Origin of the sequence: Brevibacillus massiliensis (assembly GCF_000311785.1) — a bacterium.
GTDB classification, from domain to species: domain Bacteria; phylum Bacillota; class Bacilli; order Brevibacillales; family Brevibacillaceae; genus Brevibacillus_C; species Brevibacillus_C massiliensis.
Genome location: NZ_HE978536.1, coordinates 295,261 through 318,089, shown reverse-complemented (window position 1 = coordinate 318,089; position 22,829 = coordinate 295,261). Strand labels below are relative to the sequence as shown.

The window sequence follows — 22,829 nt, the reverse complement described above, 5'->3', positions numbered from 1 at the left end:
CCCATTGACTGCTTTGTGTCGGAAGGGAGCGATAATCCTTTACATGCCCCACTTTCAGGGAGAGGCGTTTGTGCAAAACCTGGAAAGGGTGGAACAAGTAAGGAGGATCGCTGAGGCGAAACAAGCGGAAGTGGCACACGTCGTGCTCGCCTGGTATCTAACGCGAGATTCGATCGACGCCCTGATTCCGGGGGCAAAGCGAGCAGAGCAGGTGCTCAGCAACCTGAAGACGCTGGATGTGCGCTTGACAGAGGAAGAGGTACAGGAGATAGACCGCATTTTCGCGGATCGCAAATAAACAGAGGGCGCGGATATGTCCGCGCCCTCTTTGCCGCTTTTTCCCGCAAGTCTGTCCGCCCCGCTTCCCGCTTGTCTCCATTCAGGGGAACAAGCGAAATCTGCTTTGACTCCTCACAACATGAATGTTATATATTATGTATATTCAAAAATTCAAATATACAAATATTGAAAAGAAGGGATTTTTGTGAGGCGGTTTTTTTCAGGCAGATTTGACGGGTATTCCATTCAAGACTTTCGCGGAGACCTCCTTTCAGGAATTATCGTCGGGGTGATTGCGATTCCTCTCGGCATGGCGTTCGCCATCGCTTCCGGGGTAAAACCGGAATACGGCATTTACACGACGATTATTGCCGGGATCTGCATTTCCCTCTTCGGCGGGTCATCCTTTCAGATTGGGGGTCCAACGGGAGCCTTTATCCCCGTCCTCTTGGGGATCGTCATGACATATGGATACGAAAACCTGCTGGTTGCTGGCTTTTTGGCCGGCGTTATGCTATTTCTAATGGGAGTGTGCAAACTGGGTTCCTTGATTAAATACATACCGCGTCCCGTTACCGTCGGGTTTACCGCGGGGATTGCCGTCATTATCTTTTCAGGGCAGATCGCCAACTTTTTGGGTTTGACGGGGATTCAAAAGCATGAGGATTTCTTGTCCAATATGAAAGAAATCTTTGTTCATTTTGATACGCTGAACTATTACAGCATCGCTACAGCTGCGCTGTGCCTGGCCTTGCTCTTGCTCGCTCCCCGGTACTTGCCGAAAATTCCCGGTTCGCTTATCGGCCTGATCATTTCGAGTATGGCGGCAGCGTTTCTCTTTCCCGATAAAGTCGCTACCATCGGTTCGACATTCGGTCCGATTCCCAGCACTTTGCCCAGCTTGCACCTGCCTGACATTACGTGGGGGAACATACTGTACCTGCTGCAGCCTGCCTTTGTCATTGCGATGCTTGGCGGGATTGAATCCCTGCTCTCGGCGGTTGTTGCCGACGGGATGAGCGGGAGGCGGCACGACAGCAACCGGGAGCTGATCGGGCAAGGGATCGCGAATATGGCGGCGCCGCTGTTCGGCGGAATACCGGCAACCGGAGCGATTGCCCGAACGGCAACGAACATCAGATCCGGGGCCAGATCTCCCCTGTCGGGCGTGATTCACGGCGTATTCGTCCTGGTCGTGCTGCTGCTGTTGGCCCCGTATGCTTCGGCGATTCCGCTGGCGAGCATGGCGCCCATTTTAATGGTCGTCGCCTGGAATATGAGCGAGAGAAGGGAGTTTATCCGGGTGCTGAAGACGAGGACGGGCGATTCTCTCATCCTCTTGATCACCTTTCTCTTGACCGTGTTGACGAATCTGACCATCGCCGTTGAAGCGGGGCTGTTGTTGGCGGCGATCCTCTTCGTCAAGCGAATGAGTGATATACTGACAGTGACAAAGGTCCTGCCCAACCCGGCAAACAAGCATAAAAAAGTCCAGGCGGATATCGTAAAAGCCGGGCGCGACTGCCCGCAGATCAGCATCTACACGGTGGAAGGCCCGCTTTTTTTCGGAGCGGGGCAGCTGCTGGAGAGTTCCATCGCGGGTACGATTCATCACCGCCCCCATACCCTGATTTTACGGATGGGGAAAGTTCAGTACATAGACACGACGGGCGAAGCACATCTGTCAAGGATTGTTCGAACCGTGCAAAGCCGCGGGGGAACGATCCTTGTCTCAGGCATCCAAGCCCAACCGCTTGAAGTGCTCCGACGGACAGGCTTGTACGAAGGGATTGGCAGCGGGCACTTCTTTGGCCACACCGGAGATGCGATCAATTTTGCCCTCTCGCGGGTTGACGCAAACCAATGTCTTGGCTGCAGACAATACGCTTTCGAGGAATGTGTGCGGCTGTCTGAACCAATTGATAGGCCTGCAGCACAAGGACAACAGCTTCCTGCTCACTACCAATGAAATGAAAGGAGGAGGATTCATGGATTTGGAGCTGCAAAAGTTTAAGGCGGATTTTTTCAAGGCGCTTGCCCATCCCCTGCGGATCAGGATTCTGGAGTTGTTGGCCGAGGGCAGCAAGAATGTGAATGAACTGCAAACAATCATTGGCGTGGAAGGCTCTGCCGTTTCCCAGCAATTGAGCGTGCTGCGCTCGAAAAACATCGTGTATGGAATCAAGGAAGGCAATCGCGTGCTGTATTCGCTGCGCGATCCGATGATTGTGGATTTGCTGCAAATCGCACGGCAAATCTTCAACAATCACCTGATAAATGCCATATCCATGCTCGATAAATTCAACGACGACAAGGCGAAGGAGTCAGACGGGTAATTCCCGGACGCAGAACATGGCGATCACAACCGGGAATATGCTATAATCAATGAATTAAGAACCAATCGGAATGGAAGGAATTCAGACAATGGACTTGTTTTCATATGCCTTTGAAGAGCAGCAGTCGGGTAAGATGAAGCCCCTTGCCGCACGGCTGCGCCCGCGCAGCGTGGACGAGGTGCTGGGACAATCGCATATTTTGGCGCCGGGGAAGCTGCTTCGCCGGGCGATCGAGGCAGATCAGGTATCGTCGCTGATTTTCTACGGGCCGCCGGGGACCGGCAAAACCACGTTGGCCAAAGTGATCTCGCGGACGACCAAGTCCCACTTTTCCGAGCTGAATGCGGTCACCGCGGGTGTGGCTGACATCCGCCGGATCGTCGAAGAGGCGAAGGAGCGGCTGGTGATGAGCAACCAGCGGACTACCTTGTTTATCGACGAGATCCACCGCTTCAACAAGGCCCAGCAGGATGCGCTGCTGCCATATGTCGAAGAAGGGACGATCATCCTGATCGGAGCGACGACGGAAAATCCGTTCTTTGAGGTGAATGCGGCGCTCTTGTCTCGTTCACAGATCTTTCCGCTTTATCCGCTGAGCGAGAGCGAGCTGCGCCAAGTGGTGGAGCGCGCCCTCACCGATGATGAACAAGGGCTGGGCGAACTTGCGGTAAAGCTGGAGCCGGAAGCGGAGCAGCACCTGATCCGCTACGCCGAAGGAGACGCCCGCCGGCTGCTGAACGCTCTGGAACTGGCCGTGATGACCACGCCGCCCGGGCCGGACGGGACGATAACGGTAACGCTTGACGTAGCAGTGGAATCGATCCAGCGCCGGGCGGTTCGCTACGATAAAAGCGGGGACAATCACTACGACACCATTTCCGCCTTTATCAAGTCCATCCGCGGCTCGGATCCGGATGCCGCGCTGTATTGGCTGGCGCGGATGATCGACGCGGGCGAAGATCCGCGGTTTATCGCCCGCCGCCTGGTGATTTTGGCCTCCGAGGACATCGGCAATGCCGACCCGCAGGCGATTACGGTGGCGCTCTCCTGCCAGCAGGCCCTGGAGCTCGTCGGCATGCCGGAGGGACGCATCCCGCTCGCCCAGGCAGCCACTTACCTGGCGACAGCGCCCAAGAGCAATGCGGCCTATCTGGGGATCAACGAGGCGCTGTCGCAGATTCAGGCAGACGGCCATAAACCGGTCCCCCTTCACCTGCGGGACCGCAGCTACAAAGGGGCAGCCCGGCTTGGACACGGGGAGGGGTACAAGTATCCGCACGATTTTCCAGGCGGTTACGTTCCCCAGCAGTACATGCCGGACGGAGTGTCGCACACCTTTTACCGTCCCAAGCCGATTGGCTACGAAAGAGAGATATTGGAACGGCAAGAAGCCCGGAAGCGAAGCCGCTCCTGATGCAATAAGGCCGAGAGGACCGGCAGGTTGCCTGCTATGTGCGGACGTCGCCTCCCGGCTTGTCCGGCAAATCGCCGTTTTCATTCGGCTGTTTGCTGTTTTCACTGGCACCAAAGCGTGCTTTGTGAGCCAGTCTGCCCGCCGGTTGATCATACAATTGGTCTGAGGGATGATTTCGTCCTCGCTCTGAGCGCTTGTTTGTCGCCATGAGACTCACCTCCTGCCTGCTAGTGTTTCCGCCTTGTGGAAGACTCATGCTGGAGAGGTGCCAAACAGCAAACAGTCAAAAAGATTCAAAGAGGAGTTGTTTACTTGAAGATCTCGACCAAAGGACGTTACGGACTCACGATTATGATGGAATTGGCAACTCGCTATGGCGAGGGGCCTGTCTCCCTGAAAAGCATTGCCCAACGCCACGACCTGTCCGAACACTACCTGGAGCAATTGATTTCGCCGCTGCGCAACTCCGGGTTGGTCAAAAGCATCCGCGGCGCATACGGCGGCTACATCTTGTCCAAACCGCCGCAGGAGATCACCTCCGGCGACATCATCCGCGTTTTGGAAGGGCCGATCAGTCCGGTTGAATTCACCGAAGAGGAGGATCCTGCCAAACGGTATCTCTGGCTGCGCATCCGCGACAGCATCTCCTCCGTCCTGGAATCGATTACCTTGTACGATTTGATTACCTATAAAGATGAAGGGCGTTCGGACAGCTACATGTTTTATATTTGAATCGAAGGTGAAGAACATGAGTTCACGAGTGTATTTGGACAACGCCGCCACGACACCTGTTCACCCGCAGGTCAAAGAGGCGATGCAACCCTATTGGAGCGACATTTTCGGGAATCCCTCCAGCATTCACAGCTTTGGCCGGGAAGCGCGGAAGGCCGTCGAACAAGCCCGCGAGGAACTGGCCGGTTTTATCGGTGCGTCTGCCGGGGAGATCGTCTTTACCGGCAGCGGCACCGAGGCAGACAACATGGCCGTGATCGGCGGGGCGCTGGCCAATCAAGCACGCGGCAAGCATCTGATCACCTCGCAGGTGGAACACCACGCCGTGCTTCACGCCTTTCAATACCTGGAAGAGCTCGGCTTCGAGGTTACCTATCTGCCGGTGGATCAAACCGGCATGGTCCGGGTGGAGGAGCTTGCCCGGGCGATTCGTCCAGATACCATCCTGGCATCGATCATGTACGGCAACAACGAGGTAGGAACGATCCAGCCGATCGAGGAAATCGGGCAGTTCCTGCGAGAGCAAGGAATTCTCTTCCACACCGATGCCGTTCAGGCATTTGGTTCGCTGCCGATCAACGTGCGCGAGCTGCCAGTGGATATGCTGTCTGTGTCGGCACATAAAGTAAACGGCCCCAAAGGCGTCGGCGCCCTCTGGTTGAAACCGGAAGTCAACCTCAGTTCCCGCTTGGTAGGCGGGGCGCAGGAACGGGGGCGCAGGGCAGGCACGGAAAACGTGGCGGGGATCGTCGGCTTTGGCGAGGCGGTAAAAATCCTGCGCGCCGATATAACGCAGCGGGGCGCCAAGTATCTGGAGCTTCGCGAGACGATGATTCGCGTCTGGCGCGAGTCAGAGATATCCTTTCGCGTCAACGGACATCCGGAGCGATTTTTGCCCCATGTGCTAAACGTCAGCTTTCCCGGGACGGATACGGAAACCATGCTGCTCAGCCTCGACTTGGCGGGGATCGCGGCATCCAGCGGTTCGGCCTGCACCGCGGGTTCGCTGGAACTGTCCCACGTGCTCTTGTCGATGTGCATCGGAGACGAACAGGCCAGGTCGGCGATTCGCTTCAGCTTTGGCATCGACAATACCCCGGAAGAAGTAGAACGGGCAGCTGCCAAGACTGCGGACATAGTCAAGCGGCTGACCCGCCCGCAGTAAAAAAGCTTCTAAAGAAGCCCCTGCGAAGAAGCTGGTTCTTCTTTAGCGGATGCTTTTCATGCAGGATAAGGATGTCATCTCAAGAAGTTATACATTCTGATCCTGTAAAAATGTTGCTGCACCCGTTAAAACAGCTTACAATTGAACCAAACGGAAAGCGAAAATCCACTTCATACAAAAAAAGTGGATTTTTCTGTGTGAGGAGGCGGCGACTTGCAACAGACGCTCCCGCTGTTTACGGAGAAATACATTCGCGGACAGCTCCTGCATGAGATTTTTTACAACGAAGAAAATTGGTACGGTGTGATCCGTTTTAAGATAGAAGAGACGAATGAGCCGGTCAAGGAGACGGAGGTTGTCGTCGTCGGCAATTTTCCGCGGCTTCATGAAGAAGAAATTTACACTTTTTACGGGGAATGGAAAAACCATCCCAAGTTTGGCATGCAGTACGCCGTTCAGCGATATGAGCGGGAAACTCCCAAGACCAAGGCGGGAGTGGAGAAGTACCTGTCGAGCGGTTTGTTCAGCGGGGTCGGCAAAAAGCTGGCCAAGCGAATCGTTGAACACCTTGGCGTGGACGCGCTGGGCATCATCGCCGAGGCGCCGGAGAGGCTGGAGGAGGTCCCCGGCTTGTCGAAGGAGCGGGCAAAGCAGATTTACCAGTCGATCCTGGAACACCGTTCCCTGGAGCGGACGATGGTGTTTTTGTACGAATTTGGCATCGGGGTCCACCTCGCCCTGCGGATTTACCAGACCTACAAACTGGAGACGATGGATGTCCTGACCGAGACGCCCTACAAGCTGATCGAGGATGTCCAGGGCATCGGATTTAAACGGGCAGACGAGATTGCCCGGGCCACAGGAATCTCCGCCGCTTCGCCGGAGCGGGTCAAGGCGGCCGCCCTGCACGTGCTGCAGGAGTCCGCTTACGGTGAGGGGCATGCCTATTTGCCGCTGGCAGAATTGGTTTCGCGAACGCTGAAGCTGCTTGCCGAGTGCGGCGGGCACAGTTTTGCCGAGGACGACATCCAGCTCGCCATTCAGTACATGTTTGAGGAGCAAAAGCTCGTTTGGGACGAAGATCGGGTGTACCTTCCATCCTTATTTTTCGCCGAGATCGGTTTGGCCAAGCGCTTGCGCTATTTTGCCGAGCGGGAGGATTTTTCCGGATTTCCCGCTTCCGAGTTTTTAAAAGCGCTTGGCAAGGTAGAGGAAGAGCTTGGCATTACCTATGCCGCGACGCAGCGGGAAGCGGTGGAGAAGGCGATTGCCAGCGGACTGATGCTGCTCACCGGCGGGCCGGGTACCGGAAAGACAACGGTGATTCGCGGAATTTGCCATGTGTTTGCCCAATTACACGGCATTTCGCTTGATCCCAATCACTACGATCCCCACGAGAACCCGTTTCCCATCTTGTTGGTGGCGCCTACGGGCCGGGCGGCCAAAAGGATGTCCGAGACGACAGGGCTGCCGGCGATGACGATCCACCGTCTCTTGGGATGGCGGGGGGAAGGGTTTGAACACGATGCGGAGCATCCGGTCCGCGGCAAGCTGCTGATCGTCGACGAGATGTCGATGGTAGATATCTGGCTGGCCAACCAGCTCATTCGCGCCTTGCCGGACGAGATGCAGATCGTCATGGTGGGCGACCCGGATCAGCTGCCGTCGGTCGGGCCGGGCAATGTGCTGAAAGACCTGATCGACTCCGGCCTGATTCCGCTGGTCGAACTAAAGGATATTTACCGCCAGGCGGAGGAATCGTCCATCATCCGCCTGGCGCATGACGTAAGGCAAGGGATTGTGCCGGCCGATTTTACGGCTCCGTTGCCCGATCGCCGATTTTTCACAAGTTCGCCACAAGATGTTGCCCTGATTGTGAAACAAATTTGTCTGGGGGCCGTAAAAAAAGGGTATACCGCCAAAGATGTACAAGTTCTGGCCCCGATGTACAAGGGCACGGCGGGCGTCAACCAATTGAATGAAGAACTGCAGGAACTGTTTAACCCCAAACAGGATCAGAAGCGGGAAGTTCGGTTTGGCGAGACGGTGTTTCGTGTCGGAGACAAGGTGCTGCAGTTGGCCAACAATCCCGAGGAACAGGTGTACAACGGTGATATTGGCACGGTTGCAGCCATTTTCCATCCAAACGAAAACGAGGAGCGGGAAGAACTGCTGGTCGTCAGTTTTGACGGGCGCGAAGTGACTTACAAACGGTCCCAGTACCACCAGCTGACCCTTGCCTACTGTTGTTCGATCCATAAATCGCAAGGAAGCGAATTTCCCATCGTCATTTTGCCGTTTGTGCGAAATTACTTCCGCATGCTCCGGCGCAAGCTGGTCTATACCGGGATTACCCGCAGCAAGTCGTTTCTGATGATGTGCGGGGATCCCGAAGCGTTCCGGATGGCTGTTGAAAATGACGATGAAGGTGCCAGATATTCACATCTGCAGAAGCGGCTTTGCCAGACGTAAGGCTTCAGGCGAAGCTGGAACAGTTTCATCAGCATGTGAATGGCCCGTCCGCTCATACTAAAAAGGCGGAAGGGGGTGTCCCTTGTGCGAAGAGCATTGGATCTCCTGGGAATGCCGGTCATCTGTTTGGAAACGGGTGAACAAATCGGCACGGTCCAGGATATTCTCTGCGATTCTCACCTGCATATGCTTGGTGTCGTGCTGCAGCTGCAAAGCTTGTTTCAGCCAGGGACGTACATTCCCGCCAATCATATCTACGCGGTGGGGGACGACTATCTGACCGTTTTGGACAGCGGGGCGATCACTCCTCTTGAGCAGCTCGTCAGACAGGATACGGTTCGGTTCTTCACAGGCAAGCAGAAGCTGAAAGGAAAAACCGTGTTGACTTCCCAGGGAGACAGCCTGGGGACGATAGAAGATGTTTATTTTTCCCATGACTTGGCAAGACTAGTTGGATGCGAGCTGTCGGAAGGATGGATTACCGACCTGACCGAGGGACGTAAGCGGCTGCCGGTGACGCCGTCACTCATGGTAGGCAAAGAGTCGCTGATACTCGATCATCCGACCGATATCCTGTCGTGAAGGGCCCTAAGGAGGATATGGAAGATGAAAGTGATCTGCCCAAATTGCGGATCGAAAGACATCGGGAAGATTGGTACCAGTCAGTATTACTGCTGGAATTGTTTTGTTGAGCTGAGTGTGAACGGCGAGCAGATTTCCTCCATTTACCAGGTGGAAGAAGACGGGTCGCTCCATTCGCTCAACGATCTGTTCCTCGATGATCAATCGGTCCAGGCTCAGTTGTAAGGAGAACAGTTTTTGAGGAGGGAGTTTTCGCATGTTTGGACGTGGATTGCTCGGAAAGATATTGACCGGTGGACTGCTCGTTGCAATTGGCTACTTGTTGATGCCGAGACAGAAACGGAAACAGCAAAACCTGCTGAACTTTGGGCGCAATACTCTCTCCCGCCGAAACCTGCGGCGCATGGGCCGCGGTCTCATGCGCCAGTTTGCCCGTTAACCCCAGCATCACCCGTTTGCCCCCGCCTTTTTGCGGGGGTTTTTCAGTTTGCTTACATGATCCCTACCTGGATGTACAACATAATACTGTGACCAATGGCCAGTGGGAGGGGAAGATGGAGAATCTGGGTCGAGGGCGTTTCTTTTCTGTTGCCGTCGGATTGATCGTTCTGCTGGTGATCGTGAACCTGCTTTGGTGGATAAGACCGCTTTTATCTCATTTATACGACTTGGCAAAAGAGATACTTGTTCCCTTTCTCGTCGGGCTGATCATCGCTTACCTGCTGCACCCGATCGTATCGCTTTTGGAACGGCGCAAAGTACCGCGTCTGATTGCGGTGCTCCTCATTTACGTCTTGTTTGTCCTGACCGTCGTCATCGCGCTGCTCAACGCGCTGCCGGTGTTTGCCGGCCAGTTGGCGGAGCTGGCTGACGATCTTCCGCGGCTGACCAACTGGTACCACATGTGGATGAATGAATGGGAGGCACACAAGTACTTCCTCCCCGACAGCGTGCAGAGCGGGGTGGACCGGGTCATCATCCAGTCAAAAGAGCGAATGGCGCAGGGGATCAGCGATCTGGTGAACAACGCCAGGCAGACGCTCGCCAAATTGCTCGGATACGCTGTGGTGCCGTTCATCGCTTTTTACATGTTAAAAGACATGGAAGCGATCCAGCGGGCATTGCTCCTGATTATTCCCCGATCCTATCGGAAGCGGACGCTGACGATCGTCAGGGAGGTAAATGATTCCTTGGGCAAATACGTCCACGGTCAGCTGGTCGTGGCCTTGGTCGTGGGGATTTCCGCCTACATCGGCTACTGGCTGATCGGCATGCCCTACCCGTTTGTCCTGGCGTTCATCGTCAGCCTGGCCAACGTCATCCCGTACATCGGCCCGTTGATCGGAGCCGCCCCCGCGCTGGTCGTGGCGCTGACGATCTCAACGCAAAAGATGATCCTGGTACTGGTCGTCAACTTGATCATCCAGGTGGCGGAGGGCAATATCCTTTCGCCCAATATCGTCGGGCGTTCGCTTCACCTGCATCCGCTCCTGATCATCTTTGCGCTGCTCGCAGGCGAGGCGCTTGGCGGATTGGTCGGCATGGTATTGGCTGTCCCCTTGATGGCCGTGCTCAAGGTCGTCATCAACCGGATCGCCCTGATGTCGCACGAAAGTTGACATCGGGCGGACCATTTTTTTATAATACAAAATAAGTTCACACAGCGAAATCGATGAGGGAAAGAGTAGGTTAATGCCCGTCTACAGAGAGGGTGCCACGCGGTTGAGAGGGCGCCTAGACCAAAGCGTAACTGAAAGCTACTCCCAAGACCGGACAAATTCCGGCGGCTGACTCCGTTGACAGTCATGAAGGCGACAAACCGGTCTTTCTGATGTGCGTTTGAAAAAACGGACGGTTTGTAAGCAGGGTGGTACCGCGAGAAATACAGCTCTCGTCCCTGAGTGGACGAGGGTTTTTTATTTTCCCTTTACACCGACAAGGAGGAGATTCCTGATGAAAAAATGGACAGGCAATCAGATTCGCCAGATGTACTTGGACTTTTTCGTAAGCAAGGGTCACCGGATTGAGCCCAGCGCGTCGCTGATCCCCTATGATGATCCGTCGCTTTTATGGATCAACAGCGGCGTGGCGACGCTGAAAAAATACTTTGACGGACGCATCATCCCCGACAACCCGCGAATCGTCAATTCGCAGAAGGCGATTCGCACCAACGACATCGAAAACGTCGGCCGTACAGCCCGCCACCATACGTTTTTTGAAATGCTGGGGAACTTCTCGATCGGCGATTACTTCAAAGAAGAAGCGATCGAGTGGGCGTGGGAATTCCTGACCAGCCCGGAGTGGATCGGGTTCGATCCGGAGAAGCTGTCTGTTACGATCCACCCCGAAGACGACGAGGCATATGAGATCTGGCACAAGAAAATCGGGCTGCCGGAAAACAGAATTATCCGCCTGGAAGCCAATTTCTGGGACATCGGAGAAGGTCCCTGCGGTCCCAACTCGGAGATTTTCTACGACCGCGGCGAGCGGTACGGCAACGATCCCAGCGATCCCGAGCTGTACCCGGGCGGGGAGAACGAGCGCTACCTGGAAGTCTGGAACCTCGTCTTTTCCCAGTTTAATCACAACCCGGACGGTTCCTACACGCCGCTGCCGAAAAAGAACATCGATACCGGGATGGGGCTGGAGCGGATGGCCTCGGTCATCCAGGACGTAGACAACAACTACGAGACCGACCTGCTCTTCCCGTTGATCGAGGCGACAAGCGAGATCAGCGGAGTGAAGTACAAGGCCAATCCGGAGACGGACGTGGCGCTGAAAGTGATCGCCGACCATGCCCGCACGGTCGTGTTCGCGATCGGCGACGGCGCACTGCCTTCCAACGAAGGCCGGGGCTATGTGATTCGCCGCCTGCTGCGGCGCGCTGTCCGCATGGGCAAGCTGCTCGGGATCGAGAAGCCTTTCCTCTACCGCCTGACAGAGGTAGTGGGCAAGATGATGGGCGAGCACTATCACGAAGTGGTGGAAAAACGCGAATTTATCGCGAAGGTGATCCGGGCGGAGGAAGAGCGTTTCCATGAGACGCTCAACGAAGGGCTGGCGATTCTCGAACAGTTCGTGAAAGCAGCCAAGGAGAACGGCGAGACGATGCTCTCCGGAGAGAACACGTTTAAACTGTACGATACCTATGGGTTCCCGGTCGATCTGACAGAAGACTTCGCCCTGGAACACGGGCTCGGCGTTGACCGCGAGGGATTTGAACGGGCAATGGAGGAACAGCGCGAGCGGGCCCGGGCTGCGCGCCAGGAAGTGGACAGCATGCAGATTCAAGGCGGGCCGCTGAGCGATTTGACGGTTAAGAGCGAATTTGTTGGTTATACTGATTTGGTAGCAAATACCAAGGTTGTCGCTATTATTCACAACAACCAGTTAGTGGATGAGGTTGAAGAAGGCGAGACATGCCTGGTCGTTTTGGACCGCACTCCGTTCTATGCCGAGAGCGGCGGACAGATCAACGACGAGGGATGGATTCAATCCGACATGGTCAAAGCCCGCGTCACCGACGTGCAAAAAGGGCCGATGGGGCAGCACATTCAAAACGTGTCGATAGAAGCCGGCACGCTGAAAAAAGGCGATCAAGTGACGGCGACCGTCAACCGCGAGGCGCGGGGCGACATCGTGAAAAACCATACAGCGACCCATCTCTTGCATCAGGCCTTAAAAGATGTCCTGGGTCAGCACGTCAACCAGGCCGGTTCATTGGTGGCGCCGGAGCGCCTGCGGTTTGACTTTACGCACATCAGCGCGATCTCGCCGGAAGAGCTGGCTCGGATCGAGGCGATCGTCAATGAAAAAATCTGGGCGGGCATCGACGTCACCATCATGCACAAACCGATCGCGGAAGCGAAAGCGATGGGAGCCATGGCGCTGTTCGGAGAGAAGTACGGCGATATCGTCCGCGTCGTGCAGGTGGGCGATTACAGCCTGGAGCTGTGCGGCGGCTGCCATGTGAAGAATACCGCGGAAATCGGCCTGTTCAAGATCGTCAGCGAGGCCGGCATCGGAGCGGGCACCCGCCGGATCGAAGCTGTCACCGGCCGCGGGGCTTTCCACTACCTCAACGGGCAGCTTGCCACGCTGCGGGACGTAGCCCAGATCGTCAAGGCGCCGCAGCTGCACGAGACCCCGGGACGGGTAGAGGGACTGACCCAGCAGTTGAAAGAGGTGCAGCGGGAGAACGAATCGCTGCGGGCCAAATTGGGCAACATCGAAGCGGCCTCGCTCGCCGATCAGGTCAAGCAAGTGGGCGGAGTCAACGTCCTGGCGGCCCGCGTGTCAGCGACCGATATGGACAACCTGCGCGGCATGGTTGACGAGTTGAAGCACAAGTTGGGCTCCGCTGTGATCGTACTGGGTGCCGTCCAGGAAGACAAGGTCAACCTCGTCGCCGGTGTGACGGCAGATTTGCTCGAACAGGGCTTCCATGCCGGCAAGCTCGTCAAGGAAGTGGCTGCCCGCTGCGGCGGCGGAGGCGGCGGCCGTCCCGACATGGCTCAGGCCGGCGGGAAGGACCCGGCGAAGCTGGGTGACGCGCTTGCTGCCGTCGCCAGCTTGGTAGAGGGCCAGAAAACAACCTGAAAATACTTTGCCGCTGCCAAGCCCGGGTGCAGAGTCGGCAAGGTTGAAACTGCCATGTGGAAAATATTTTGCAGACAAGGATTTGCCAAACGGTGAGGCGAATAGTGTATAGTAAAGAGTAACACGTTGGAAAAGGACCCCCTTTTCTTACTGAAAAACGAGGTGTTGGTTATGAGTTCCATGGACAATACCATGAAATTTACGGTACCCAAGGAAACGAGCGAGGCGGAAGTCAGAGAGACGTTGACCGAGGTGTATCGCGCCCTTCAGGAAAAGGGATACAATCCAATTACGCAAATTGTCGGATACCTGCTTTCCGGCGATCCGGCCTTTATTCCTCGCCACAACAACGCACGCAGCTTGATCGGGAAAATCGAGCGTGACAAATTGATCGAAGAGCTGGTAAGGGTATACCTTTCCCAGCAGCGGTCATAGCGGATATGCGCATTCTCGGACTAGACCTGGGCGAACGCACAATCGGCGTTGCCGTCAGCGATGAAATGGGCTGGACAGCACAGGGAGTAGAGACCATCCGCCGGCAATCCGCTGAAAAGGATTACGCCCGGTTGAACGAGTTGATTTTACAGTATCAGGTGGGGGAGATCGTCATCGGCCTCCCCAAAAATATGAATGGGACGATCGGTCCGCGCGGCGAGCAGTGTCAGGCGTTTGCCAGCGCTTTGGCAAAGCGGACCTCCCTGCCTGTCCACCTTTGGGACGAACGCCTGACGACGATGGCGGCGGAAAAAATGCTGATCTCCGCCGACGTCAGCAGGCAAAAGCGGAAGAAAGTAATTGACAAAATGGCAGCCACCCTGATCCTGCAGGGATACCTGGACGCGAAATCGAGGTGAAACAGATGAGTGAAGAATGGGAAGGCGGATTTGAGGTCGGTGAGATCATCGCCTTGACAGAAGAGGGCAGCGAAGATGTTACCCGCGATTTTCGCATCATGTACATCTTCGACATCGAGGAGCGCACCTACCTGGTACTGGTTCCGGTCGACCAGGAAGAGGAAGAAGAGTACGAGGTTCACTTCCTGCGCTACGACGGAACCGATATGCTGCAGGCAATCGAAGACGACGAGGAATGGGAACAGGTGGAAGCCACGTTTGAGACCCTGATTGCGGAATTGGAGCAAGAAGACTAATCCATTGCGGATTAGTCTTTTTTTGTTTTGCGTCGGCTTGGCAAACCTTACAATCTTGTAAGGGAGTTGAAAGGAAAATCGATAGGAGGATCAGGGACGGCCCATTTACAATACTCGTAGAAGGAAATGACGGTATTTTTTACCCGGCGTAAGGAATCTGAGCGCCTGCTTTGCCGGCATCCGGCGGTGGAGCGTGTTCAATGTTGCCGGCGCTGCGCCGCTTGTACGAGCGCTTGTCACTATGCTTTCCCGTTAAGTTCAGGCAAAGCGATGCCGGCGTATTTTCTCCGATGAAAATGATGCAAGAGTCAGGGACTTTCGGTATAATGAAGAGCGATGTTTACAGAGGGGGATTCCGGTGGAACAGAACAGAGAGAAACGGGCTGCCGAGGAGTGGTCTGCCCTTCCCGCATCCCGGCGGAGAAGGCGGGGGGGCGGCCTGTTGCGGGGATTTTTGCTGCTGCTTGTGCTGCTCGTACTGGCAGCGGGAGCAGGAGCCTATTTTGTATACGCTCAATTGCAGCCGATCGACGCGAACGGGAGCGAGACCGTCAAAGTGGTGGAAATTCCCGCCGGTTCTTCGGTGCGCGTGATCGGGCAAATTTTGCAAGATCAAGGTTTGATCAAAAACGGATGGGCCTTTAGCTACTACGCCCGGTACAAGGGGATCAGCAGCCAATTGCAGGCGGGGAAATACCAATTCCGCACGGGAATGACATTGGACGAGATCTTACAGGATATGGCAGAGGGCAAGGTTGTCAAGGACAGCATCCGGTTCACGATTCCCGAAGGCTGGAGCGTCGAGCAGATCGCAGCCGCTCTGGAGAAGGACGGGCTGGTCAAGAAGGAAGCGTTTTTGAAGGAAGTAAATGAAGGCGATTTTTCCGCGTTTTCCTTCGTGTCCGCCATTCCGGCCAAAGCGGAGCGAAAATACCGGCTGGAGGGGTATTTGTTCCCTGAGACCTACGAGGTGGAAAAAGGGGCGACAGCCCACGATATCATCGTGAAGATGCTGCAGCAGTTTGAGCGCGAGTTGAAGCCGGAGTGGCTGGAAGCGCTGAAAAAACGAAACATCAGTTTGGATGATGCCTTGATCCTGGCCTCCATCGTCGAGCGGGAAGTCACCGTAGACAAGGAGCGTCCGATCGTCGCCGGGGTATTTTTCAACCGGCTGCGGGACGGCTGGCCGCTGCAGGCGGACGCGACCGTTCAGTTTGCGCTGGGAAAACAGCGGGATCTGATTACGTACGCCGACTTGAAGGTGGAGAGTCCGTACAATACGTACCTGCACAAGGGACTGCCGCCGGGACCGATCGCCAACCCGGGCCGGGCCTCGATTGAAGCGGTCGTCAAACCGGCTTCGCACGATTACTTTTTTTACGTAACGAAAAAGGACGGCTCGTCCGAGCACTACTTCTCCCGAACGCTCAAGGAGCACGATGCCCGGGATGCACAGAGCCGCAGCAACAAATGAGGTGCGAGGGCGGCGCGAATCCGTTCCGTGAAGCCATTTTGGTACGACGAGGTGTTGTGAAGTGATCGTAAATCCAGCCGTTGAGGCGTATTTGACCGGTCTGGTCCCCGAACGCTCCGCGCTGCTTCAGCGTTTGGAGCGGGAAGCGGCGGAGGAAGGAATTCCGATCATCCTCTTGCCATCGGCCCAGTTGATCCGGCTGCTGCTTTTGACCCATAGGCCCAAGCGGATCCTCGAGGTGGGGACGGCTATCGGCTACTCGGCGATTTGGCTGGCCGAAGCCGCCGGGCAGGCAGAGGTTGTCACCATCGAACAGGATGAGGCTAGGGCAGCACGCGCGCAGGCCAATTTTGCCGAAGCAGGACTCGGCGACCGGATCAAGCTCATCGTGGGTGATGCGACAAAGGGGCTTCGGGACCCGGAAGCGGGACCGTTCGACTGCCTGTTCATTGATGCGGCGAAGGGGCAGTACCAGGCTTTTCTCGACCTCTACCTGCCGCACATTACGGCGGGCGGCCTGGTCATCTGCGACAACGTCCTCTTTCGCGGTCTGGTGGTCGACCCGGAGGCGGCCGGCAAACGGCAGCGTCCGCTGGTCGACAAGCTGATTCGGTTTAATCAGTACCTGGCAAACCATCCCCTGTTGGAGACATCGTTTGTCCCGGTTGGAGATGGCATCGCGATCAGTCGGAGGCGAACTGACGCGAAAGCTGGCCTGAAAGTGAAATCATGGGAATGAGGAAGGAGAATGACCGCATGGGTCAGCCACTGCTGATAGGGGTTGCCGGAGGAAGCGGTTCCGGCAAAACCACTGTCGCAAAGGAATTGTACAAGCAGTTTGAGCATGAGAGCGTCCTGATGATCGAGCAGGATTCCTACTATAAAGATCAGAGCCACTTGACCATGGAAGAGCGGGCCAAGACCAACTACTGCGTTCTGTCGTCACGCAGTATTTGAACGTTGTCCGGCCCATGCATCTGCAGTTTATCGAACCGACGAAGCGCTATGCCGATGTAATCGTGCCGGAAGGCGGCTACAACCGCGTCGCACTCGACCTGTTATCGACAAAAATCCGCGATATTTTGCTGCAAAAAGGGCTTTAGTCGGCCGGAGGAAAATTCCTCCGGTTTTTTTGTTTTTTCTCCCTGTTCCAGGAAATAATAGGAAAAACGGCGGGGAGGGAAAAGCGTGTATCTGCTGCAATTGGTCAAACGCAGAAGTTTCTTGATCCTGCTGCTGCTCACCGTGTCTTGGGGCGGGCTGATCGCCCGGCTCTGGTGGCTTCAGCTTGGCTTTGTCCACCACTATTCGGCCCGCGACATCGATCTGATCAAGAACGCGGTGAGACAACGGCAGCAAACCATCATTCTCGACAGCGGGCGAGGCGAGATACGGGACAGGAACGGCTATCCTTTTACCGGAGGCAAAACGCTGACGCTTGTCCTCTTTCCGCTGGCCCGCACCGGCATGACCGACGCTTCTGCCACGCGAAAGCTGGCCTCGCTGATCGATTGGCCCCAGGCAAAGCTGGATGAGGCGATCCGGAAGGTAAAAGACCCTCTTGCCCTGCGGGACGAACGGGGCAAACTGGTCGCCTTGTCCACGCGGCAGGCGGAAGAGATCAACAAACTGCAGCTGCCGGGCGTACTGGCTTTGCCCGTTGTGGAACGCTACCGTCCCGATGTGACAGCCAAACAGGTGATCGGTTTTGTCGGTCAGAACCCCGAGTTGGTCAAACAACTGTACCCATCCGAACTGAGGTCGGGAAAGATGAGTCTGGACAGCGGGATTGGCGCCTCCGGGCTGGAGCGGAGCTTCGAACGGTTTCTGCAGCAGATAGAGCCTGTCCGCCTGTCTTACTTTCTCGATGGCACAGGACGTCCGCTGCGGGGATTGGACATGCGCTTCAAACAAAGCGAGAACAGCTACTACCCGCTGTCGCTGACCACCACGCTGGATGCCAAGATCCAAGCCAAGCTGGAACAGGCAGCAGACCGGGCGGGACTGAAACAGGGGTCAATCGTGGTCCTGGACGCCGGATCGGGGGATGTGGTCGCGATGGTCAGCCGTCCGGTGTACGATCAGTCAAAGGTTGACATCGCCGCAGGGGATTGGCAAAACAGGGCGGTCAAACAGCTGCCCCCCGGTTCTGTCTTTAAAATCGTGGTCGCAGCGGCAGCGCTGGAGGAAGGGGTGGCAGCGCCGACGGAAAAATTTCAGTGCACGGGAGAGTACGGCAAGTACGGTTTTTCCTGCTGGAACAAGGAAGGCCATGGGTCAATCACGATGGAGGAGGCATTCGCCCAGTCCTGCAACATCGCGTTTGCCGAGATCGCCAAGCGGCTGGGCGGGGCTAAAATAGAGGAGTACGCCCGGCGATTGGGCCTGACGGTGCCGGTGGGCTGGACGACAAATGAGCTGTACCAGCTGAAAAACTTCCGCCAGATCGACGCGGAGGAGTCCGGGACGGTCTTTGCACCTGGTGCCCCCCGCGAGGATGAAGGCGCGCTGATCCAGACAGCGATCGGTCAGCGGGATGTCAGGCTCACCCCCCTTCAGGCGGCCAACCTGATGGTAACCATCCTGCGCGGCGGACAGCCCGGACAAGTACGCCTGGTCCGGGATATTACCTATCAAAACGGCGTCACCTTTCACCATTTCTCCGCACAGCCGCTTGCCGGGCAGGGGATTAGCCGGATTACCGCATGGAAATTGCGGCGCTTTCTGGAACAGGTTGTACAAAGGGGAACAGGCAAGTCGCTTGGCAGCCTGCCTTGGAAAACAGCGGGAAAGAGCGGCACGGCCCAAGTGACCGTACAGGGGCAGCAGCGCGATCACCAGTGGTTTGTCGGTTATGCGCCGGTTGACAAGCCGCGTTACGCGATCGCCGTGGTGGCCGAAAATCAGCCGACAAGAGGCGCTCATCAAGGGACAGCCGTGTTTAGTTCAGTTGTCGAGACCCTTGCTTCCCTACGAGAATAACCTTGTCTACTTCCCGCAGCCTGCCTCCGTAGATATAGCCCTTGACCCTGATTCCCCGCCTGTGCATGCCGACGATCAGCATGATTGGCGAAGGGGACTGGTACGTTTCCTGGTAGGTTTTTAATGCGAACGTCTTTCGATCTCCCTGGCTGGGCGCCAGGCGCTTCACCGTATGGCTGTGCCAATCTCCGATGTAGCGCAGGCGCCCGGCGCTCCGCAGCTTCAGCTTGGCAGTCAGGTTCCGCAGGTGGTTTTCGTCGAAAACGACGGTCTTCCGCTCTTTTATCGCGCGCGGTCCTGGTTCGCTGGCATACGATACGACCCAATCCTCGTTCAGTTTGTATCCCATCAATATTCCGCCTGTTTCCACGCTGGGATTCTTGGTTACCGCCTGTTCGATCTGCTGCCAGGCTCTTTCGGTGACGTACAGTGTGGTCATGACATTCCCCCCTTACATTGCCGTGGGTCAGTAACACTACATCGTATGAAGGAGGGCGGCATGAGGAACCTTTTGCCGTGATTTTTCCAACAGGAAGGGCAGAGTGAGTCAAAACCTTCAGAACTGTCAGGTTTTATGTTCGTGTATTATGGGTGAAAAATCCATATATATACTTTTTAGTATCAATATAGGGGGGAGTTTTTTGAAATTCACGCTTGGCAAAAAATTCGTCAGCGCTTTTGTCATCATCGCTCTGTTATTGGGAGCAGTCGGTCTTACCTGTCTTTACTTCTTGCAGAAGGTGGATCACTCTTATACAGATGTACTTGTCAGGCGGGAGCATATCTTGACAAACCTAAACAACACAAGCGACGGGACCGTTCAGATGATGAACAGTGTCCGCAGTTATTTGGCGGGGGCGAACAAACAGGATGCGATAAAGTTTGAGGGCTCCTATCAGCAGGTAGAGGTGCTGCTCGGCGAGACGGTGCCCCACCTGGTGATCGTGATCGACGAGTTTGCCCAACTCAAAAAGGATCAGCCCGAGTTTATGAACGAGCTGATCTCAATAGCCACCATCGGCCGGACGCTGGGCGTTCACCTCATCCTGGCGACGCAGAAGCCGGGCGGGGTGGTCGACGACAAGATCTGGAGCAACTCGCGCTTCCGAATCTGTCTGCGTGTCCAGGATGACGCCGACAGCCGGGAGATGCTGAAAATTCCCGACGCCGCCTGGATTACTACACCGGGGCGAGGCTATCTGCAGGTGGGCAGCAACGAGGAATTCGAATTGGTCCAGTACGCCTGGAGCGGGGCGCCTTATCAACCGGACGAATCAGCCGAGGTTCATCAGGTGGATATCGTCGAAGTGGCACTGAACGGCCAGAGAAGAAAGAAGCGAATCGCCGGCCTGGAGCAGCGGCTGGCCAAACAATCGCACAGCCAAAAACAGCTGCAAGTCTTGATGGCGTACCTGAAAGAGACAGCCAGGCAGGAGGGCCTCGTGCGGCTCCCGGGACCGTGGCTGCCGCCGCTGCCGGAGCAGCTTTTCCTGGAGGATATCCGCGGCGCAAGCGGATGGAACGGGTGCGAATGGGAGCCAGCCGATACCTGGCTGCAGCCGGTTGTCGGTCTGGCGGATGATCTCGCCGGCCAAAGGCAGGAGCCGCTTATGCTTCCGCTCGAAGAAGGGCATCTGCCCGTGTACGGCATGCCTGGAACCGGAAAGACCACGTTTGTCCAGACCCTGTTGGTGTCGCTCGCCTTGCAGCATTCGCCAGAGGATGTGCACTTCTATATCCTCGACTTCGGCCGGATGCTGCGGGATTTGGCCCGGCTTCCCCATGTTGGCGCCGTCATCCTGGACGAAGAGAGCGACAAGGTAAAACGCCTCTTTCGCTTTCTCTTGCAGGAGCTGGATGCGAGAAGGGAACGCATCGCGAGTGCCGGTGCCAAAACCTTGACCGCCTACCGCCGGGCGACGGGCGAAGCGGTTCCGGCTATCGTCGTCTGCATCGATGGCTACCTCAATTTCCGCAACTCGTTTGAAACCGAAAACAGTCAATTGGAGCAATTGCTGCGCGAAGGCGGAAGCGTCGGCATCTATTTTGTCGTCACCGCCAATCGGATTACCGACATATTCGATCGGGTGCGGAGCAGCTTTGCCCTGGGCGTCTCCTTCGAATTGGCCGACCCGAGCGATTACTACTTTGCAGTGGGAAGGCCGGCCAAACCGCCTGTCAACCTGCCGGAGGGGCGGGCGCTGATCAAAGGATGTGTGCCGCCATTGGAGTTTCAAACTGCCCTGCCGACAAAAGGAGCGGATGAGACGCAAAGGACAAACGAACTGCGCGATCTGGTCAGGCGCATGGACGAAGCGTGGCTCGGCGTTAGGCCAAAGGAGATCAGGTCGTTGCCGGAGACGGTCCTGCTGGAAGAATTGCTTCGGCAGCCGCGCACAGGCAGCGGGGAACAGGCGGGACGAAGGCTGAAGGTACCGGTCGGCATAGACGCTGACGACTTGACCCTGTTTGAGATCGACTTGGCGGAAGGACCTTATTTTCTCGTCGGCAGTCCGATCGAGGGCGGCAAGACATCTTTTTTGCTGACCTGGCTCCTCGCGCTCAGCTATCAACTTTCGCCCCGGCAGCTGGAGGTGTACGCGATCGATTTTCGCGGCAGTGAAAAAGGGCTCTCGGCTGTCCGCGACCTGCCGCATGTGCGTGGATATGCTGGTGACGAGACAGAGCTGGCCGGTGTGCTTCAGCAGTTGAGCGAGCAAATCAGCCAGCGGGCCAAGACCGGACCGGCAAAGGTTCACAGTTCGGATGATCCGGCGATTTTTCTCGTCATCGACGATGCAGATCTGTTCTACAAGCGGGTCAGCGATTTTCAGTTGAAGGATCAGTTGACAGCGATCCTGCGCCAGGGCAGGAACAGGAATTTTTACGCTGCCATCTCCGGGGTCCCGGCGGATTTTCCCTTCAGCAGCAACGACTGGCTGGCGGAAGTCAAAGGGGCGCAGACGGGATTTTTGTTCGGAACACTGGACGGAAACGATCTCGCTTTCTTAAAAATCCCCTCGTCTGAGGCGAACGCGTATCCGGGTGCCGCCTACCACAAGGTGCTGCCGCCGGGACAAGGGTACTTTGCCAAACGGCGATACGTCAGAATCAAGGCCGCCCTTCCCTTTTCGGCCGAGCTGACTTCAGCTGTCTGGTCAAAAAGTCTGACGGCAAGGTGGGTCACTTCTAGTCAAAAAGAAGTGCAGATCGCACCGGATGCCAGTCCTGGATAGACTTAATATGCCATTTTTATCAGTATATTGTGTTTATTTTATAAAATTTGAATAAAATCAATTGTCAGGAAAGAGATGCCAATTGTAAAATTTTGTGTGAAGGTAAAATGATGCTCTTTGTGGGAGGTTGTCTCATGGCGAGGATACTGATTACGCCCGATCAGGTAGATGCGGTCGCAAACGAATTCAGGCAGGGGAGAGAACAGAGCCAGCAGATCATCGATCGTCTCAACCAACAGGTCAACAATATGGAAGGTCAGTGGGACGGGATGACAAAGCAGCGTTTCTTTCAGGAGTTCCAAGAAGCCAATAAGCAGATGTCCAACTTTTTGCAGCTGCTGGAAAGCATTTCCCAAGAATTGACGCAGATCGCTGCCAGATTCCGTCAAGCGGACGAATCGTAAAGAG

Annotated in this window: 21 protein-coding genes and 2 pseudogenes; 21 read left to right on the top strand and 2 right to left on the bottom strand. The window is 55.9% G+C overall.

Annotated elements, in window-relative coordinates; genetic code table 11:
- Positions 1-43 precede the first annotated feature (43 nt).
- The 4 genes and pseudogenes from HGBM_RS05435 to HGBM_RS05420 all read left to right on the top strand — a co-directional run.
- Positions 44-298, top strand: a pseudogene (locus HGBM_RS05435) (aldo/keto reductase); the annotation flags it as partial.
- Positions 299-484: 186 nt separating this feature from the next.
- Positions 485-2,248 (top strand): SulP family inorganic anion transporter, encoded by a 1,764-nt coding sequence (locus tag HGBM_RS05430; RefSeq protein ID WP_019120075.1) that lies wholly within the window; start codon positions 485-487, stop codon positions 2,246-2,248.
- Positions 2,249-2,267: 19 nt separating this feature from the next.
- Complete coding sequence (locus tag HGBM_RS05425) at positions 2,268-2,615, top strand: ArsR/SmtB family transcription factor (protein WP_019120074.1); 348 nt, start codon at positions 2,268-2,270, stop codon at positions 2,613-2,615.
- Positions 2,616-2,703: 88 nt separating this feature from the next.
- Entirely contained in the window at positions 2,704-4,029 is a 1,326-nt protein-coding gene (locus tag HGBM_RS05420) for an AAA family ATPase (protein WP_019120073.1), read from the top strand.
- 34 nt (positions 4,030-4,063) lie between these two features.
- On the opposite strand, the gene HGBM_RS31045 is transcribed toward HGBM_RS05420, so the two are convergent.
- Positions 4,064-4,237 carry a hypothetical protein gene (locus HGBM_RS31045; protein ID WP_019120072.1) on the bottom strand — a complete coding sequence of 58 codons (174 nt, stop codon included), beginning with the start codon at positions 4,235-4,237 and terminating at the stop codon, positions 4,064-4,066.
- Positions 4,238-4,341: 104 nt separating this feature from the next.
- Between HGBM_RS31045 and cymR the strand changes: the two genes are divergently transcribed.
- The 15 genes and pseudogenes from cymR (at position 4,342) to HGBM_RS05335 (ending at position 19,185) form a co-directional block, all read left to right on the top strand.
- Positions 4,342-4,761 (top strand): cysteine metabolism transcriptional regulator CymR, encoded by a 420-nt coding sequence (gene cymR, locus HGBM_RS05410; protein WP_019120071.1) that lies wholly within the window; start codon positions 4,342-4,344, stop codon positions 4,759-4,761.
- Positions 4,762-4,777: 16 nt separating this feature from the next.
- Entirely contained in the window at positions 4,778-5,926 is a 1,149-nt protein-coding gene (locus HGBM_RS05405) for a cysteine desulfurase family protein (protein WP_019120070.1), read from the top strand.
- Positions 5,927-6,139: 213 nt separating this feature from the next.
- A complete protein-coding gene (gene recD2, locus HGBM_RS05400) occupies positions 6,140-8,398 on the top strand; it encodes an SF1B family DNA helicase RecD2 (RefSeq protein ID WP_019120069.1) in 2,259 nt (752 codons plus the stop codon).
- Positions 8,399-8,482: 84 nt separating this feature from the next.
- Positions 8,483-8,980 (top strand): PRC-barrel domain-containing protein, encoded by a 498-nt coding sequence (locus HGBM_RS05395; RefSeq protein ID WP_019120068.1) that lies wholly within the window; start codon positions 8,483-8,485, stop codon positions 8,978-8,980.
- Between the two features lie 24 nt (positions 8,981-9,004).
- Entirely contained in the window at positions 9,005-9,205 is a 201-nt protein-coding gene (locus HGBM_RS05390) for a hypothetical protein (RefSeq protein WP_019120067.1), read from the top strand.
- A gap of 31 nt (positions 9,206-9,236) precedes the next feature.
- A complete protein-coding gene (locus tag HGBM_RS05385; RefSeq protein ID WP_019120066.1) occupies positions 9,237-9,419 on the top strand; it encodes a hypothetical protein in 183 nt (60 codons plus the stop codon).
- A 115-nt stretch (positions 9,420-9,534) separates the two neighbouring features.
- A complete protein-coding gene (locus tag HGBM_RS05380; protein ID WP_019120065.1) occupies positions 9,535-10,599 on the top strand; it encodes an AI-2E family transporter in 1,065 nt (354 codons plus the stop codon).
- Between the two features lie 334 nt (positions 10,600-10,933).
- Entirely contained in the window at positions 10,934-13,579 is a 2,646-nt protein-coding gene (gene alaS / locus HGBM_RS05375; protein ID WP_019120064.1) for an alanine--tRNA ligase, read from the top strand.
- Between the two features lie 171 nt (positions 13,580-13,750).
- Positions 13,751-14,014 (top strand): IreB family regulatory phosphoprotein, encoded by a 264-nt coding sequence (locus tag HGBM_RS05370; protein WP_026074229.1) that lies wholly within the window; start codon positions 13,751-13,753, stop codon positions 14,012-14,014.
- Positions 14,015-14,019: 5 nt separating this feature from the next.
- Positions 14,020-14,433 (top strand): Holliday junction resolvase RuvX, encoded by a 414-nt coding sequence (gene ruvX, locus HGBM_RS05365; RefSeq protein ID WP_019120062.1) that lies wholly within the window; start codon positions 14,020-14,022, stop codon positions 14,431-14,433.
- A 5-nt stretch (positions 14,434-14,438) separates the two neighbouring features.
- Positions 14,439-14,729 (top strand): DUF1292 domain-containing protein, encoded by a 291-nt coding sequence (locus HGBM_RS05360; protein ID WP_019120061.1) that lies wholly within the window; start codon positions 14,439-14,441, stop codon positions 14,727-14,729.
- Positions 14,730-15,087: 358 nt separating this feature from the next.
- Complete coding sequence (gene mltG / locus HGBM_RS05355) at positions 15,088-16,203, top strand: endolytic transglycosylase MltG (protein WP_019120060.1); 1,116 nt, start codon at positions 15,088-15,090, stop codon at positions 16,201-16,203.
- A gap of 61 nt (positions 16,204-16,264) precedes the next feature.
- Complete coding sequence (locus HGBM_RS05350; RefSeq protein WP_019120059.1) at positions 16,265-16,942, top strand: O-methyltransferase; 678 nt, start codon at positions 16,265-16,267, stop codon at positions 16,940-16,942.
- A gap of 17 nt (positions 16,943-16,959) precedes the next feature.
- Positions 16,960-17,306: pseudogene (locus HGBM_RS29365) on the top strand (zeta toxin family protein).
- Between the two features lie 85 nt (positions 17,307-17,391).
- A complete protein-coding gene (locus HGBM_RS05335; RefSeq protein ID WP_019120058.1) occupies positions 17,392-19,185 on the top strand; it encodes a peptidoglycan D,D-transpeptidase FtsI family protein in 1,794 nt (597 codons plus the stop codon).
- Here the strand turns inward: HGBM_RS05335 and HGBM_RS05330 are convergent.
- A complete protein-coding gene (locus HGBM_RS05330) occupies positions 19,145-19,624 on the bottom strand; it encodes a Mov34/MPN/PAD-1 family protein (protein WP_019120057.1) in 480 nt (159 codons plus the stop codon). The two genes, HGBM_RS05335 and HGBM_RS05330, sit on opposite strands and share 41 nt — an antisense overlap.
- 202 nt (positions 19,625-19,826) lie before the next feature.
- Between HGBM_RS05330 and HGBM_RS26650 the strand changes: the two genes are divergently transcribed.
- Together HGBM_RS26650 and HGBM_RS05320 are read left to right on the top strand one after the other, a co-directional pair.
- On the top strand, positions 19,827-22,421 hold the full coding sequence (locus tag HGBM_RS26650; protein ID WP_019120056.1) for an FtsK/SpoIIIE domain-containing protein: 2,595 nt from the start codon (positions 19,827-19,829) through the stop codon (positions 22,419-22,421).
- A gap of 134 nt (positions 22,422-22,555) precedes the next feature.
- Positions 22,556-22,825 (top strand): WXG100 family type VII secretion target, encoded by a 270-nt coding sequence (locus HGBM_RS05320; protein ID WP_019120055.1) that lies wholly within the window; start codon positions 22,556-22,558, stop codon positions 22,823-22,825.
- Positions 22,826-22,829 lie beyond the last annotated feature (4 nt).